Here is a 14,688-nt window from a genome sequence, read left to right as displayed (position 1 = left end):
TCCGGCGACAGCGTTGCCACAGGAGGTGTGGAAGCGCTGCCACGACCGTAACGGACGACGGCCCGCGACGCCAGGGAGCGCTCCCCGGCGTCCGGTGCGGCGTGCTGGAGGCCATGGATCGACGCCGCGGCGCTCTCTCCGTGCGCGGCCCCGGGAGGGAGCCGGTCGCCCGTAGACTCGAACGAGTGCAGTGCCACCACTACGACGCCGGCCGGTGCCGGTCGTGCACCCTCCTCGACCTCGCCTACCCCGCGCAGGTCACCGGCAAGCAGGAGCACTGCGCCGAGCTCCTCGCCCCGCTCGGCCCGGACCTCGCCTGGCTGCCGACGGTCGAGTCCGCCGAGTCAGGCTTCCGCAACAAGGCGAAGATGGTCGTCACCGGCACCACCGACGCCCCGGTGCTCGGGATCCTCGCGGAGGGCGGCGGCGTCGACCTCACCGACTGCCCGCTCTACCCGCCCGCGCTCCAGGCGTCGTTCCCCGCGCTCGCGGCGTTCGTCACGCGCGCGCGGCTCGTCCCCTACGACGTCCGCACGCGGCGCGGCGAGCTCAAGTACGTCCTCGTCACCCTCTCCCCCGACGGCGACCTCATGGCGCGGTTCGTCCTGCGGTCCACCGAGTCCGTGCCGCGGGTCCGCAAGCACCTGCCTGTCCTGCTCGACGCTCTCCCGTCGCTGCGCGTCGTGTCCGTGAACCTGCACCCCGAGCACAAGGCCGTCGTCGAGGGCGAGACCGAGATCGTGCTCACCGAGACCGAGACGCTGCGCATGCACGTCAACGGGATCGACCTCCACCTGCGCCCCCAGAGCTTCTTCCAGACCAACACCGACGTCGCCGCGGCCCTCTACCGCCAGGGCCGGGCCTGGGTGGACGACGCCGCACCCGCCACGGTCTGGGACCTCTACTGCGGCGTGGGCGGGTTCGCGCTGCACGTCGCGGGGCCCGCGCGCGACGTCGTCGGTGTCGAGACGAGCGCCGAGGCCGTCGCGAGCGCACGGCTCACCGCGCGTGACGCCGGGCTCGACCGCACGACCTTCCTCGCCGAGGACGCGACCGCGTTCGCCCTCTCACGGCAGGACGTGCCGGACCTCGTCGTCGTGAACCCGCCGCGGCGCGGCATCGGGGAGTCGCTCAGCACCTGGCTGGAGCGGTCCGGCGTCGGGCACGTCGTCTACTCGAGCTGCAACGCGACGACGCTCGCGCGCGACCTGGCCCTCATGCCATCCCTCCGACCGCGCGAGGCGCGCGTGCTCGACATGTTCCCGCAGACGTCGCACTACGAGGTCGCGGTCCTGCTCGAGCGCGCCTGACCTCGCCCGGCGTCCGCGAGCGCCGCGCGGCTCAGGGGCGCTCCCCCGCGCGTCGGGACGCCTCGACGGCCGCAGACTCGACGCGCGCCCGGTAGGCGACCCACTCGTCGTCGTCCAGCGCGGGCAGGTTGCCCCGCCCGTCGCCCGCCGCGCCGTCGACGAGCTCGCGCACGATGTCGGCGTGCCCGGCGTGGTGCGCCACCTCCGCGAGCACGTGCACGAGCACCTGGTGGAGCGTGACGTCCCGGTTCTCCGGGCGCCACCACGGCACGTGCCCGGGTGCGTCGAGGTCGAGCGACGCCACGGTCGCGTCGCACAGCTCCGTCGACCGCCGGAACAGCTCCAGGATCTCCTCCCGGCTCTCGTCCGCCGTGGCCCACATGTCGGCGTTCACCTCCGCGCCGTCGGCGAACCAGGGCAGGTCGAGGTCGTGCGTGCCGCCGAACGCCTCGTGCAGGTAGCCGAGCTGCACGCTGCCCACGTGCTTCACCAGCCCCAGGACGTTCGTGCCGGTGCGCGTGAGCGGACGGCGGACGTCGTACTCGCTCAGCCCCTCCGCCTTGGCGAGCAGCGCGTCGCGCTCCCGGCTCAGGTACCGCAGCAGCGTCGCCTTGGGGTCGTGGTCCGGTGCCGTCCTCGTGCTCATCCACCGGACGCTACCGACGACCGCCCACACCGGTGCCAGACTCCCCTCATGGCCACCGTGCACGCAGAGATCACCGACCGGCTGGCGGCGTTCGTCCTCGCGCAGCCGGTGTTCTTCGTCGGCACCGCGCCGCTCGCCGCGGACGGTCATGTGAACGTCGCGCCCAAGGGCATGGCCGGGACGTTCGCGGTGCTCGGGCCGCACCGCGTCGCCTACCTGGACTACACCGGCTCGGGCGCGGAGACGCCCGCGCACCTGCGCGAGAACGGCCGGATCGTCGTGATGTTCTGCGCGTTCGAGGGTCCGCCCAACATCGTCCGCTTCCACGGGACCGGCCGGTACGTCGAGGCCGGCAGCCCGGAGTTCGACGCGCTGCGCGCCCGCTTCCCCAAGCGCGAGACAGCGGGTCAGCGCGGCGTCGTGGTCGTCGACGTGACGCGGGTCTCCGACTCGTGCGGGTTCTCCGTGCCGCGCATGGCCCTCGTCGAGGACCGGGACCTGCTCGACCGCTGGGCCGATCGCAAGACTCCGGAGCAGCTCGAGGCCTACCGCGTCACGAAGAACACCACGAGCATCGACGGCCTCCCGGCGATCGGCGACGGCTCCCACACCGTGGAGGCCACGACGCCACGTGAAGCCCTCGGGCGCTGACGTCTCGCGACACCGGGCTCCTGGGTGCGTGCGCACCCGAGAACCCGCGACGCACGCCCGCGCGCACGTCCGCGCGCACGTCTCGCCGACAGGCACTACCAGGCCTCTACCTCGCCGAGGTAGAGGCCCGGTTCTGCGAGGTCGAGGCGGGGTCTCGCGAGGTAGAGCCCAGGTCCGCGAGGTAGAGGCCTGGTCGCGCGGAGTAGAGGCCTGGCCCCGCGAGGGAGCTCGACCTCACGAGGCGGGCCGCTCGTCCGCCGTCGCGGCGAGGTAGGCCCTCCCGCGCGGCGAGAGGCGGTACCCGACGTCGAGGCTCTCGGTGAGGCCGAGCTCCTTGAGCCGACGCACGCGCACCTTGAAGTCGTCGCGGGCCATCCCGAGCCCGGCCGCGAGCTCGCGCGCGACGACGCCCTCGTGCGTGCCGATCAGCTCGAGGTACCGGCGCGTCCACGGCTCCGCGGCGGCCCGGTCCTTCCGCGCGAGCGCGGTGCGGAGCTGCTCGACGGCGTCCTCGTCGAGGTCCGCGTCCTCGCGCAGCGCGACGCGCGGGTCCGGGCCGGCGAGCCGCAGGCCCACGCGGTAGAGGTCCCCCTCGCGCCCGGCGCCCCGAGCGAGCACACGCTCGGGCGAGGTCATCCCCGCGAGGCGGGCCTCGTCGTCGGACACGACGGGCGCGCCGTCCGGACCGGCGGGCACGCGCTCGACCGACGTCACCTCGACGACGCCCACCCGGGTGCGCTGGAGCGTCCCGACGCGCACGCGCGGCGTCGTCCAGCGGCGGAACGCCAGCGTCACCGTCCCGTCCTGGAGGCCGCGCAGCGTGCGGGCGTCGAGGAGCACGCTCCGAGCCTACGACCACGCCGCCACGCCCTCCCGAGGGAGAGCCCGTCCGGTGAGGTAGAGCCGAGGTCACGACCTGGGCTCTACCTCGGCCCACCTGGGCTCTACCTCGCGCGACCAGGGCTCTACCTCGGCCCACCTGGGCTCTACCTCGCGCGACCAGGGCTCTACCTCGGCCCACCGAGGCTCTACCTCGCGCGAGCCCGCGCGACTGCGGCTCGACCTCGGCAGGGCGGGCAGGTCAGGCGAGCTCGGGGCGGCGGGCGACGGTGAGGACGTGGGTGTCGGGCCAGTCGACGGGCTCGCCGGTCGTGGCGTCGTGCAGGGCGGCGACGGGCGTGAACGCGTGCTCCACGACCCACTCGTTGCGCCACGCCCCGCTGGCCGGCTCGAGCTCGAACCCGGCGGCGGTGAGGAGCTCGGCCCACCGGGGGCCGGTGAGGTCGCAGAAGCGCTCGTGGCTCTCGGACAGCCAGTTGTCGACGTAGTCCTTGCGCGTGAGGAACTCCATCGCCTCGCGCAGCGTGAGCCGCCACGACCCGGGGCGCACGCGCTCGGGCCGGAAGTCGGCCCCGGAGAGGCGGGGGAAGTCGTACGCGAACTGGACGAGCCGGGCGTCGGTCGAGAGCGCCCCGACCCACGCCGCGACGTCCTCGCGCGCGAGGTCGTCGAGGTCGGTGCGGGCGCCGCCGGGCCCGTCGCCGGTCGCGGGGGCGCCGTCGTCGGTCCGCAGCGTGAGCACGACGACCCGGTCCGGCTCCGCGGGGCCGCACACGTCCGAGTTGATCCACACGCCGCCGGGCCGCGTGTGCGCGTGGACGCGGCGCGCGAACGTCTCGACGTCGCGCACGCCGTCCCCGTACGACGACACCTCGTGCGTGAGCGCGACGGTGAGGGTCGTGTCGACGGAGGCGTCGGGCATCACGGACCGGTCGAGGATGTTGGCCTGCACGAACCACACGTGCGGGTTCGCGAACACGCCCTGCGCCTTCTTGTGCTCGGCCTCCGCGACGAGGTGCCGCGCGACGTCGACGCCGAACAGGTCCGACTCGTGCAGGCGCGGCTCGCGCGCCACGTGCTCCAGGAGGCCGCCCGTCGCGCACCCGATGTCGACGATCCGCCCGGGCCGCACGTGCGGGGCGACCTGGGCCCACTTGCGCGCCGACGCGTCCTCGAACGCGGCGGCGTACGTGCGGTAGTCGCGCGTCGAGGTGAGGTCGCCGTCGCCGGACACGACCGGGTCGGCGAAGATGCGCCGGACGTCCTCGACGAACCGGTAGCGCGCGAAGAACTCCGGCACGGCGGGGTGCGCGACGTCGCGCCAGCGCTCGTCCCCCGCGGCGATCTGCTCGACGACGTCCCACGGCCGCGCGGGGAGGTCGCCGCCCGGCTCGGCGACGTCGAGCTCGACCCCCGCGACCCGGTAGCCGAGGGCGCGGTAGGCGTCGACGAGCGCGGGCGTCGAGCACGCGACGACGGTGTCCGCGGGGTCGGGCGCGACGCCGGTCGCGGTCGCGACGCTCGTCACGACGAGGTGGGCGAAGCGGTCGTCCGGCGCGACGTCGGGCACGGGCACGACGACGGACGCGAGGCCCTCCCGGGTCGTGACGTTCTCGACGAGCGCCTCGCGCCGGTGCCCGGGCAGCGGGTTGCGGCGGGTTCCGGCGTGGTTGGCGGACGTCACGACCCAGACGACCTCCACGTCGGGGGCGCAGCGCACCCGCCGACCGTCGAGGTCGTGCACGAGACCGGCGCGCAGCGCCCGGAGGTAGTCAACCTGGTAGCGCGTGACGACGTGGTGGCGGCCGGGGAAGAGGATGCGGCGCACGGGCGGGCCGTCGGTGGGGAGGGGCACCCGCACACGGTGCGGCCAGCCGGCACCCGGGCGCAACCCGTCTCACCTCTCGGGCCGACAGCCGCAGCCCTGGGCGCCACCCGTCTCACGTCTCGGGCGGCCGGACGCAGCACCCGCAGGGCCCGCGTCCGGGGCACGGACGCTCACGAGGCGCGGAACGGTGCGGTTGCGCGGGTCCGGGCACGCGTCCGCGCCGCGCGACACGCCCGGACTGGACGGCCGTCCACGATGCAGCGGGGCGCGCCGTATGCGACGGTATGGGCGATGTTCTGGATCGTGGCAGGGGCTGTGCTCGTCGTGTCCGGCCTCGCGATCGCCGCGACGGCCGCCCGCGGCGCGCGCCGCGCCGGGTCGACCGGTGCGAGCGGCATCGCGATCGCGGTCGGCGGCGGCCTCCTCGTGTGGGGCGCCGTGGCCCTGCTCGTCGGCCTGCTCACCGAGGGCTGACCGACACCTTCCGCGCGTCCACGAGCTCCGCCCCGCTCACCGCACCCGAGAGCCCGCGGCGCCCGCGGGTGAACGGGACCGCGACCACCGACACCACCGCGAACAGGGCCGCGAGCGGCGCCGCGACCGAGGCGGCCACCCCCACCGCCGCAGGCAGCCCCGCCGGCAGGTCGCTCAGCAGGCCGAGCGCTCCCCACAGGGCTCCGCCCGCCGCCGCGCGGGCGACGCGCTGCGCCGTCGTGCCGCGCCGCCCGCCCCAGCGCGGGGCGAGCCACACCGTCCGCTGGCCCCACGAGGCACCGCTGCCGAGGAACGTCGGCGCCACGAACACGACCACGAACGGCACGAGCGTGCCGAGCAGCCACTGGGCCCAGTCCGCGCCGTCGGGCAGCGGGCGCCCGAGCGCGTAGAGCACCGTGCGGTAGGCGACCTGCAGCACGACGCCCAGCGCCGTGACGAGCAGCGCGTCGAGCAGCATCCCCAGCCACCGCCGCCAGACGGTCACCGGCCGGGCCTCCTCCCGGCGCGCCTCGAGCTCTCCCGCGCGCGGCATCCAGCGCAGCAGGAGGGGCGCCGCGAGCGCCCCGAGGAGCGCGCCGAGCGTGTTGGTCAGCACGTCGTCGACGTCGGCGACCCGGTACGAGCACGGGATGATCCCGAAGATCCCGGTGTACTGCGTGGTCTCGACGAGGAGCGACACGAGCAGGCCGGACAGTGTCGTGACGAGCACCCCGCGGCCGAGGTAGCGCCGCACGAGCACGCCCCAGGGGACGAACAGGACGACGTTGAAGACCACCTGGAGCACGGCGGTGCTGCGCAGGGTCGCGCCGAGCCCGAGCCCGGCGGTGTCCCGTCGGACGTCCGCGAGCGAGTGGAACGGCACGAGCTCGGCGCCCGCGACGCCGTGCTGCGCGCACCACCGCGCGAGGTCGCCGCTCGGGAGCGGCAGGAGCGTGTAGGCGACGAGCGCGACCCCGTAGACCGCGACGGCGGCCGCCCCGAGCAGACGTCGGCCGCTCAGGCGGCCGTACCGCCGGTACTGCCACGCGAGCGCGGGCACGAGGAAGGCGGCGAAGAGCAGGGCGCCCCCGAGCAGGCCGACGTACGCGGGCCACGTCCACCGGTCGGTCACGCGCGGGCTCCGCCCTGCGCGGGACGGCGCGCGGCGCGCGTCACGGTCGGGTCCGGGGTCGGGTTCGGCGTCACGGGCCCCAGTATCGCGGCCGACGACGACCGGCCCCGTCCGGCGGGACCTTCGGCGCGGCCCGGGGCGGGGCCTCAGGCCTACCGTGGAGGTGCGGTCGGGAACCACGGGTCGCCGCGGGTGCACCGAGGACCGGTCCGAGCCCGCCCGCCGCGCACCGACCGGTGCGCGCGGCACGACGGACGAGGTGAGCACGATGAAGGCGGCGCGGTACCACGGCAAGGAAGACCTCCGGATCGAGGACGTCCCGGAGCCCGAGACCCGGCCGGGGACCGTGAAGATCCGGCCCGCGTGGACGGGGATCTGCGGCTCGGACCTGCACCTCTACCTCGAGGGCCCGTTCCCGCCGGCGCCGTCGGAGACGCAGCCGCACCCCCTGTCGGGCGAGACGCTGCCCGTCGTGTTCGGGCACGAGTTCTCCGGCGTGGTCGAGGAGCTCGGCGAGGGCGTCGAGGGCCTCGCGGTCGGGGACGCGGTCGTCGTCGAGCCGTTCATGGTGTGCGGCGAGTGCCCGCCGTGCCGCGACGGGCTCTACAACGCGTGCGTGAAGATGGGCTTCATCGGCATCTCCGGCCGCGGCGGCGGGCTGGCGGAGCACGTCGTCGTCGAGCGGCGGTGGGTGCACCCGGTGGGCGACGTCCCGCTGGACCAGGCGGCGCTCATCGAGCCGCTGGCCGTCGCGTACCACGGCGTCCGCCTGTCGGGGGCGCAGGCGGGCGACACGGTACTCGTCGGCGGCGCGGGTCCGATCGGCCTGCTCACGTGCGCGGTGCTGCACGCGATCGGGGCGCGCGCGATCGTCACCGAGGTGAGCGGGGCGCGCAAGGCCAAGGCGCTGGAGACCGGGGTGGCCGACGACGTCCTCGACCCGCGCGAGGTCGACGTCGCCGCGCGGGTCCTCGAGCTCACGGACGGCCGCGGCGCGGACGTCGCGATCGAGTGCTCGGGCGCGCAGCCCGTGCTCGACACGCTGACCCGCGCGCTCAAGGCGGGCGGCACGCTCCAGATCGTGGCGCTGTTCTCCGAGCCGCCGACGCTCGACGTCATGACGGTCCTGCTCCGCGAGCTGACCATCAAGGGCGCGATCGGGTACGCGGACGACCACCCGGCCGTGATCCGGCTCGTGCAGGAGGGCAAGGTCGACCTCGCCCCGTTCGTGACGAGCCGCATCGCCGTCCAGGACGTCGTGGAGAAGGGGTACCGAGAGCTCATCGACCACAAGGACGACCACGTGAAGATCGTCGTGTCGGTGTGAGACGGCGGCCCGCGGCCCCCACCGTCCCCGGGGGCCGCGGGCCGCGCTGCTCGACCTGCGGTGCACGGCGGGGCGTGCCACGGTGGAGGAGCACCGCAGCACCCGGCCCCGGGAGGCCCGCATGGACGTCCTCGCCGCCCACGGCGACGCGATCGGCGCGTTCGACGCGCTCGTGCGCCCGCTGCGCGACGACCGCTGGCCGCTCCCCACGCCCGACGCGGACTGGACCGTGCGCGACCTCGTCAACCACGTCACGGCCGAGCAGCTCTGGGCCCCGGAGCTCCTCGCGGGCCGCTGGATCGAGGACGTCGGCGGCGTGTTCGACGGGGACGTGCTGGGCGACGACCCCGTCGACCGCTGGGTCGACGCGTCCGTCCAGGCGCGCGAGGCGTTCCTCGCGCCGGACGCCCTCGACCGTCGCGTGCACCTCTCGTACGGCGACGAGTCGGGTGCGGAGTACTGCGCGCAGATGACGTTCGACCTCGTGGTGCACGCGTGGGACCTGGCCCGGGCGACGGGCGGGGACGAGGAGGTCGACCCGGCGCTCGTCGCGTGGGCGCTGCGCTACGCCGAGGCGCGCTCGACGTTCCTCGAGCCCGGCCCGCTCTTCCGCGGTCCCCTCGACGTCGACGACGGCGCCGACGACCTCACGCGCCTCCTCGCGCTCACCGGCCGGGCGCGCTGACCGCCGTCGCACGACGACCGGGTGAACGTCGGCGGAACGTCCGGCCAGCGGCGTCCTGCGCAGGACGGCCGGGCGCGCCGCGCGCGAGACTGGCCCCATGCCGCTCGACCGCACCGCACCCCGGACGCCGGCGGAGCCGCCCGGCGCACCGGGTCGCGCCCGTCTCCTCGAACCGGTCGCCGACCGCGCGGGCCGGCCGCTCGTCGTCGGGCACCGGGGCAACTCGTCCGTCGCGCCGCAGAACACGCTCGCGGCGTTCGAGGCGGCGTGGCGCGCGGGCGCGGACGCGATCGAGCTCGACGTGCACCTCACGGCCGACCGGCACGTCGTGGTGCTGCACGACGACGTCGTGGACGAGACGACCGACGGCACCGGCCGCGTGGACGGACTGACGCTGGCGCAGGTCCGCGCGCTGGACGCCGGGTCGTCGTTCGCGCGGGCGTTCGCGGGCCAGCGCGTCCCCACGTTCGAGGAGGCGGCGCGGTTCGTCGCGGAGCGGCCCGGGCTGGAGCTGCTCGTCGAGCTCAAGGGCGTGTGGTCGGCGGACGACGCGGCGCTCGTGACGGGGGTCGTGGACGCCGCCGGGATCGGGGACCGGGTGGTCGTCCAGTCGTTCTGGCCGCCCACGGTCGCCGCGCTGCGCGACGCCGCGCCGCACCTCGACCGGGCGCTGCTGCTCGCGCTGCACCCGGACAGCCTGGACGAGCTGGTCGCGGTGTGCGCGGACCTCGGGGTCGTGGGGTGCCACCCGGAGGTCGCGCTCCTCGCGCACGAGCCGGGCATCGTGGAGACTCTGCGCGACGCGGGCCTGCGCGTGCACGTCTGGACCGCGGACACGCCGGACGAGTGGGACGACCTCCTGGTCCAGGGCGTCGACGGCATCATGACCGACCGACCCGACCGCCTCGTCGGCTGGCTCGACGCGCGGCTCGGCCCCGCCGCGCACGCGGGCGCCCGAGAGGTGGACCTCGCCGCGTCGCCCTAGCCTCGACGGATGAGCGCGACGACCCCGCCGACGCCCCCGGGCGCGCACCCGCCCGGCACCGCGACGAGCCCTGCCGCGCCCGGCGGCGCGCCCCGGTCTCCTGCGGTGTGCGTGCTCGCCCTGACGCCGCTTCTCGCGATCGAGATCGAGCCCGCCGGGCCGACCGAGACGTCGCCCGAGGTGCACGTCCACCCGGGCGGGCAGGGCCTGTGGCTCGCGCGCATGGCCTACTCGCTCGGGGCGCACGTCGTGGTCTGCGGGCCGTTCGGCGGCGAGACGGGCAGCGTCGCGGCGCACCTCGCCCGCACCGAGAACCTCGAGCTGCGCACGGTCGGCACCGGCGGCAACGGGGCGTTCGTCCACGACCGGCGCAGCGGCCAGCGCACCGAGCTCGTGACGATGGACCCCTACCCCCTGAACCGGCACGAGGTCGACGACCTCTACAGCACCGTCCTGGTCAGCGCGCTCGACGCGGCGGTCACGATCCTCACCGGCTCGGAGACGGGCGTCGGGGTCCCGGCGTCGTTCTTCCGGCGTCTCGCCCACGACCTGCACGCCTCCGACAGCCAGGTCGTCGCGGACCTCTCCGCCGACCAGGCGCGGGCCGTCGCCGACGCGCCGGGGGTCGTGCTGAAGATGAGCCACGAGGAGCTCGTCGAGGGCGGCTTCAGCGACGACGAGTCCGAGGAGTCGCTCCTGCGGTCCGCGCGCGCCATGGTCGACGCCGGCCCGCGCGCGCTCGTCGTGTCCCGCGCGCACGACCCGTCGCTGCTCGTCACGCGCGAGCACACGTACCGCGTCACGACGCCGCGCGTCACGACCGTCGACCACCGGGGCGCGGGCGACTCGATGACGGCGGGGATCGCCGTCGGGCTGGGGCGCGGGCTCGAGCTGCCCGACGCCGTCCGCCTCGGCGCCGCGGCCGGTGCGCTCAACGTCACGCGGCGGGGCCTCGGGACGGGGCGCCGCGACCAGATCGAGCGCTTCGCGCGCAGCGTCACGGTCGAGGACGTGACCTGACGCCGGCCCGCGGAGCGTGGCCCCGCACCAGAACCCGGACCGGAACCCGAACCCTCAGGAGGACCGCGTGCGCGCACTCGTGACCAACGACGACGGGATCGACTCCCCCGGCCTGGCGGTGCTCGCCGGGGCGGCGCTCGACGCCGGGTACGAGGTCGTCGTCGCGGCGCCCGCCCGGGAGTCGTCCGGGGCGAGCGCCGCGCTGCTGGGCGCCGAGCGCGACGGCCGGCTCGCCGTCGAGCCGCGCCGCGCGCCCGGCCTGCCCGACGACGTCACCTCCTACGCCGTGCGCGCCGCCCCCGCGCTCATCGCGTTCGTCGCCGCCTACGGGGGGTTCGGCCCGCGGCCCGACCTCGTGCTCTCGGGCGCCAACAAGGGCGCGAACACCGGCAACGCGATCCTGCACTCGGGCACGGTGGGCGCGGCGCTGTCCGCGATGACGCACGGCATCCGGTCGCTCGCCGTCTCGGTCGACGCCGCCGAGCCGCGGCACTGGGACACCGCGCGGCTCGTCACCGACCACGTGCTCGCCTGGATGGACGGGAGCGCCGCCGAGGTCCCGCTCGACCGGCGCACGCTCAACGTCAACGTGCCCGACGTCGCCCCCGACCGCCTGCGGGGGCTGCGGCAGGCGCCCCTCGCGTCGTTCGGCCTCGTCCAGGCGAACATCCACGAGGACGGCGACCGGCACCTCGTGCTCCAGTACTCGGGCACCGAGCGGCACTCCGAGCCCGACTCCGACACCGGCCTGCTCACGCGCGGCTGGGCCACCGCGACGCTCCTCGTCGCCCCCTACGCGGACGCGAGCGTCGACATCCCCACCCTCCCGCCCCTGGCCTGACGACCCTCGCCGTCCAGCACGGGATCCGCGACCGCGTCGCGGCCGATCCGGTCGTCAACCACGTGCTCGACCGTCGCCGGTGTCGTGGTCGGGGGTCTCGTCCGGCACCTTCTCGTGCTCGGCGGTGCGCTCGCGCTCCTCGATGACGTCCTGACCGGGTCCGGCGAACGCCCGCGAGCGCTCCTCGCCCTCGGGCGTCCCGCTGAAGAAGGCGGACTCCGCGGCCTCGGGCAGGTCGTCGTCGTGCCCGACGGCGGGCAGCGGCCGCGTGCTGCCCGGCGCCTCGGCGTCGACGCCCCCGTCCGCCGCGGTCGGCCCGGTGGGGCCGGGACGACCCGCGCCGTCGTCCGGGCCCGGCACCACCCCGACGAGCCGCGTCGGGTCCTCGCTCGGCGCGGCGCCCGCGCCGCGGCCCGCGCGCCGGATCGTGCCGAGGACGACGGGCGCGTCGGCACGGCGCGCACCGCGCTCGGCGGGGAGCCGGGGCGGCCGCGCCGGGGCGACGGGACCGCCGTCGTCCGTGGCGTCGCGGCCGGGGCCACCGGGCGCGTCGGCCCCGTCCGGCGCGCCGAGCCCGTCGCGCTCGTCCGGCCCGTCGAGGTCCAGGGCGTCCACCGCGCGCTCGAGCCGCGTGCGCGGCAGGCCCCGGGGCGCGGCGCGCTGCAACCAGTCGACGAGTCCCTCGCGCACGAAGCACCGCAGGTCGAACAGCGTCGGGGCGTCGTGCGCGCTGACGAGCGCGCGCACGCGCACGAGGCCCCCGACGGCGTCGGTCACCTGGAGGATGCCGACGCGCTCGTCCCACAGGTCCGTGAGCCCCAGCAGGCGCCGCAGCTCGGCGCGCATGGGGCCGACCGGCACCTCGAAGTCGAGGTCGAGCTCGACCGTGCCCAGCAGGTCGGCCGCGCGCCGGGTCCAGTTCTGGAACGGCGTCGTCGTGAAGTAGGTCGACGGCATGATGAGCCGGCGGTCGTCCCACAGGTGCACGACGACGTACGTCATGGTGATCTCCTCGATGCGCCCCCACTCGCCCTCGAGCACCACGACGTCGTCGACGCGGATCGCGTCGGTGAACGCGATCTGCATGCCCGCGAAGACGTTGGCGAGCGACGTCTGCGCCGCGAGCCCCGCGACGATCGAGATGAGGCCGGCCGACGCGAGCAGGCTCGCCCCCGCCGCGCGCGCGGCGGGGAACGTCAGCAGGATGCCCGCGACCGCGCACACGACGATCACCGCGACGGTGAGCCGACGCAGCACCGTGATCTGCGTCCGGACGCGGCGCGCGTGCCGGTTGTCCGCGGTGTCCATGCGGTAGCGCTGGAGCGCGGAGTCCTCGAGCACGAACGCGATCGCGCCCACCCACCACGCCCCGACCACGATGAGCGCGATGAGCAGCAGGTGCTCGACGGCGGGCCGCCACGGCGTCCCGGCGTCGGTGGTGACGCGCACGGCGATCCAGACGGCGACGACGGTGAGGACCGCGCGGTCCGGCCGCCGGAGCCGTCGCGACAGGTCCCGGGCCAGCTCGCTGCGCCGCCCGGCCCGCCGCACGACGGCGGAGATCACCGTCCCCAGCACGAACGCCAGGACCACGCCCGCCGCGACCGCACCGAGGGTGAGCAGGACGTCGGTCGTGTTCTCGAGCTCGGTGTCCATCCCCCCAGGCTAGGCAGGGTGCGAGACCGTCACCTCCGGGCCGCGCGACGGACGCGGGCCGCCCGGGACCGCGGGGGGCGGGCCAGCCACGGGGCGAGCACCTGCGTCACGCGCGGCAGCACGAGGTAGGTCATGACGGGCGTGAGGACGAGCGTCGTGGCGAGCACGCGCGGGACGACCGGCACCTCGTCCCACGCCGGGACCAGGCTCCCGACGAGAAGCGTGAACGCGAGGTTCACCGGGAAGAACCCGAGCCAGATGCTCACGGACTGCTTCCAGCGGGGCGGCGCCGCGGCGACCGACGCGCCCGACGACGCGGGCGACGACGCGCCCGGCGTCGGGTCGTCGAACCAGCCCTCGATGCCCGTGCGGCGCTCGACCCGCGTCTCCTCGACGAGGTCCCGGCCTCGCGCGAGCCAGCCCACCCGGTCGGGCGAGGTCTCCCAGGCGTCGAGCGTCGCGGCGTCCGCGAACCGGTAGAGCATGTGCCAGTCGTGCGACCCGGCAGACGCGCGCACCCAGCCGGAGCCGAGGAAGCCCGGGTAGCGGTTGGCGAGGTTGACCCCGTCCTGCACCCAGCACGTGACGGCGGGGACGTTCTCGGGCCGGACGCGGCGCTCGATCGCGACGGTCACGGGACCGGCGCCGGTGCGGGCCGGGCCGGAGCGGGGTCGGGCGGGCGGGCTCGGGGGCAGGGCGCGGGCGGGGTCGCCGCCGGTCCGCCGCGCGTCCCCGGGGACGTCGTGGGTCATGGGACGAGTGAACGCGGCGGGTGTTTCCGGGTCGTGAACGCGCGCGGGCGCGGGACGGATCGTCCCGCGGGTCGGGACGCGAGCCGACGCGCGCGGCGGCCGGGCCGGGCCTACCGTGGCAGGCATGATCTCGTGGGAGCTCGCGCTCGCCCTGCGCGACGCGGGCGTGCGGTGGTCCCCCGCCTCGGGCGACCGCTTCCGCCTCCTCACCACCGGTGCCGACGGCGACGTCTTCACCGTGAGCGACATGACCATCGAGCCGCACGAGTTCGACACCGGCGTCGTGCTCGGCTTCAACGGCACGACGGAGTGGGCGCTCGACTCCGTCGCGCTCGAGGACGCGCTGTGGCACCCGCTGGAGGACCAGCTCCGCGAGCTGCTCGGCGGCACGTTCCGCGCGCTCGAACGGACCGCCGACGGGTACGTCGTGCGCACCGAGGTCCTCGGCGAGGCGGCCCAGCACCGCGCCGCCGACGCGGCCGACGCCTACGCCGACGCCCTGCTCGCGCTCGTCGCCGTGAGCACGGAGGGCCCGCCCTGA

15 protein-coding genes are annotated in these 14,688 nt (G+C 75.8%); 9 read left to right on the top strand and 6 right to left on the bottom strand.

The window, feature by feature from the left end:
* Window positions 1-185 precede the first annotated feature (185 nt).
* Window positions 186-1,310: a 23S rRNA (uracil(747)-C(5))-methyltransferase RlmC gene (rlmC, locus tag BJP59_RS01030; RefSeq protein WP_194521932.1), complete on the top strand. Its 1,125-nt coding sequence runs from the start codon at window positions 186-188 to the stop codon at window positions 1,308-1,310.
* A gap of 31 nt (window positions 1,311-1,341) precedes the next feature.
* Here rlmC and BJP59_RS01025 read toward each other — a convergent pair whose 3' ends face one another.
* Window positions 1,342-1,956, bottom strand: a complete 615-nt coding sequence (locus BJP59_RS01025; RefSeq protein ID WP_085386562.1) for a DinB family protein — start codon at window positions 1,954-1,956, stop codon at window positions 1,342-1,344.
* Between the two features lie 48 nt (window positions 1,957-2,004).
* Between BJP59_RS01025 and BJP59_RS01020 the strand changes: the two genes are divergently transcribed.
* Window positions 2,005-2,607 carry a pyridoxamine 5'-phosphate oxidase family protein gene (locus BJP59_RS01020; RefSeq protein ID WP_144721519.1) on the top strand — a complete coding sequence of 201 codons (603 nt, stop codon included), beginning with the start codon at window positions 2,005-2,007 and terminating at the stop codon, window positions 2,605-2,607.
* 234 nt (window positions 2,608-2,841) lie between these two features.
* Here the strand turns inward: BJP59_RS01020 and BJP59_RS01015 are convergent, their stop codons facing one another.
* Both BJP59_RS01015 and BJP59_RS01010 read right to left on the bottom strand, forming a co-directional pair.
* Window positions 2,842-3,447 carry a hypothetical protein gene (locus BJP59_RS01015; protein ID WP_194521931.1) on the bottom strand — a complete coding sequence of 202 codons (606 nt, stop codon included), beginning with the start codon at window positions 3,445-3,447 and terminating at the stop codon, window positions 2,842-2,844.
* A gap of 241 nt (window positions 3,448-3,688) precedes the next feature.
* A complete protein-coding gene (locus BJP59_RS01010) occupies window positions 3,689-5,302 on the bottom strand; it encodes a class I SAM-dependent methyltransferase (protein ID WP_228485211.1) in 1,614 nt (537 codons plus the stop codon).
* 264 nt (window positions 5,303-5,566) lie between these two features.
* Between BJP59_RS01010 and BJP59_RS01005 the strand changes: the two genes are divergently transcribed.
* Entirely contained in the window at window positions 5,567-5,749 is a 183-nt protein-coding gene (locus BJP59_RS01005; protein WP_085386565.1) for a hypothetical protein, read from the top strand.
* Here the strand turns inward: BJP59_RS01005 and BJP59_RS01000 are convergent.
* The gene (locus BJP59_RS01000) at window positions 5,736-6,881 is read right to left on the bottom strand and encodes a VanZ family protein (protein WP_194521930.1); all 1,146 of its coding nucleotides are present in this window, start codon (window positions 6,879-6,881) and stop codon (window positions 5,736-5,738) included. The two genes, BJP59_RS01005 and BJP59_RS01000, sit on opposite strands and share 14 nt — an antisense overlap.
* 268 nt (window positions 6,882-7,149) lie before the next feature.
* On the opposite strand from BJP59_RS01000, the gene BJP59_RS00995 reads away from it, so the two are divergent.
* From BJP59_RS00995 to surE, 5 genes are all read left to right on the top strand, one after another.
* Window positions 7,150-8,208, top strand: coding sequence for a 2,3-butanediol dehydrogenase (locus tag BJP59_RS00995; RefSeq protein WP_194522875.1), 1,059 nt, complete (start codon window positions 7,150-7,152; stop codon window positions 8,206-8,208).
* Between the two features lie 121 nt (window positions 8,209-8,329).
* Window positions 8,330-8,893, top strand: coding sequence for a TIGR03086 family metal-binding protein (locus BJP59_RS00990; RefSeq protein WP_061269353.1), 564 nt, complete (start codon window positions 8,330-8,332; stop codon window positions 8,891-8,893).
* Between the two features lie 97 nt (window positions 8,894-8,990).
* Window positions 8,991-9,878 (top strand): glycerophosphodiester phosphodiesterase, encoded by an 888-nt coding sequence (locus tag BJP59_RS00985; protein WP_194521928.1) that lies wholly within the window; start codon window positions 8,991-8,993, stop codon window positions 9,876-9,878.
* Between the two features lie 9 nt (window positions 9,879-9,887).
* On the top strand, window positions 9,888-10,898 hold the full coding sequence (locus BJP59_RS00980; RefSeq protein ID WP_194521926.1) for a 1-phosphofructokinase family hexose kinase: 1,011 nt from the start codon (window positions 9,888-9,890) through the stop codon (window positions 10,896-10,898).
* Between the two features lie 67 nt (window positions 10,899-10,965).
* The gene (gene surE / locus BJP59_RS00975; RefSeq protein WP_194521925.1) at window positions 10,966-11,739 is read left to right on the top strand and encodes a 5'/3'-nucleotidase SurE; all 774 of its coding nucleotides are present in this window, start codon (window positions 10,966-10,968) and stop codon (window positions 11,737-11,739) included.
* A 54-nt stretch (window positions 11,740-11,793) separates the two neighbouring features.
* Here surE and BJP59_RS00970 read toward each other — a convergent pair whose 3' ends face one another.
* Window positions 11,794-13,395 carry a mechanosensitive ion channel family protein gene (locus BJP59_RS00970; RefSeq protein WP_194521924.1) on the bottom strand — a complete coding sequence of 534 codons (1,602 nt, stop codon included), beginning with the start codon at window positions 13,393-13,395 and terminating at the stop codon, window positions 11,794-11,796.
* Window positions 13,396-13,424: 29 nt separating this feature from the next.
* Window positions 13,425-14,147, bottom strand: a complete 723-nt coding sequence (locus tag BJP59_RS00965) for an antibiotic biosynthesis monooxygenase (protein WP_194521923.1) — start codon at window positions 14,145-14,147, stop codon at window positions 13,425-13,427.
* 124 nt (window positions 14,148-14,271) lie between these two features.
* Between BJP59_RS00965 and BJP59_RS00960 the strand changes: the two genes are divergently transcribed.
* Window positions 14,272-14,688 carry a hypothetical protein gene (locus BJP59_RS00960; protein WP_194521922.1) on the top strand — a complete coding sequence of 139 codons (417 nt, stop codon included), beginning with the start codon at window positions 14,272-14,274 and terminating at the stop codon, window positions 14,686-14,688.

Origin of the sequence: Cellulosimicrobium sp. JZ28, from assembly GCF_015327065.1 — a bacterium.
GTDB classification, from domain to species: Bacteria; Actinomycetota; Actinomycetes; order Actinomycetales; family Cellulomonadaceae; genus Cellulosimicrobium; species Cellulosimicrobium funkei.
Note: the sequence above shows the minus strand (reverse complement) of the source record. Positions and strands in the feature narration are given on the sequence as shown.

Excerpts from the sequence above, each read along its gene's own strand:
- BJP59_RS01025 (WP_085386562.1), bottom strand. The coding sequence starts at position 1,956 with ATGAGCACGAGGACGGCACCGGACCACGACCCCAAGGCGACGCTGCTG.
- BJP59_RS01020 (WP_144721519.1), top strand. The coding sequence starts at position 2,005 with ATGGCCACCGTGCACGCAGAGATCACCGACCGGCTGGCGGCGTTCGTC.
- BJP59_RS01005 (WP_085386565.1), top strand. The coding sequence starts at position 5,567 with ATGTTCTGGATCGTGGCAGGGGCTGTGCTCGTCGTGTCCGGCCTCGCG.
- BJP59_RS00995 (WP_194522875.1), top strand. The coding sequence starts at position 7,150 with ATGAAGGCGGCGCGGTACCACGGCAAGGAAGACCTCCGGATCGAGGAC.
- BJP59_RS00990 (WP_061269353.1), top strand. The coding sequence starts at position 8,330 with ATGGACGTCCTCGCCGCCCACGGCGACGCGATCGGCGCGTTCGACGCG.
- BJP59_RS00985 (WP_194521928.1), top strand. The coding sequence starts at position 8,991 with ATGCCGCTCGACCGCACCGCACCCCGGACGCCGGCGGAGCCGCCCGGC.
- BJP59_RS00980 (WP_194521926.1), top strand. The coding sequence starts at position 9,888 with ATGAGCGCGACGACCCCGCCGACGCCCCCGGGCGCGCACCCGCCCGGC.
- BJP59_RS00970 (WP_194521924.1), bottom strand. The coding sequence starts at position 13,395 with ATGGACACCGAGCTCGAGAACACGACCGACGTCCTGCTCACCCTCGGT.
- BJP59_RS00965 (WP_194521923.1), bottom strand. The coding sequence starts at position 14,147 with ATGACCCACGACGTCCCCGGGGACGCGCGGCGGACCGGCGGCGACCCC.
- BJP59_RS00960 (WP_194521922.1), top strand. The coding sequence starts at position 14,272 with ATGATCTCGTGGGAGCTCGCGCTCGCCCTGCGCGACGCGGGCGTGCGG.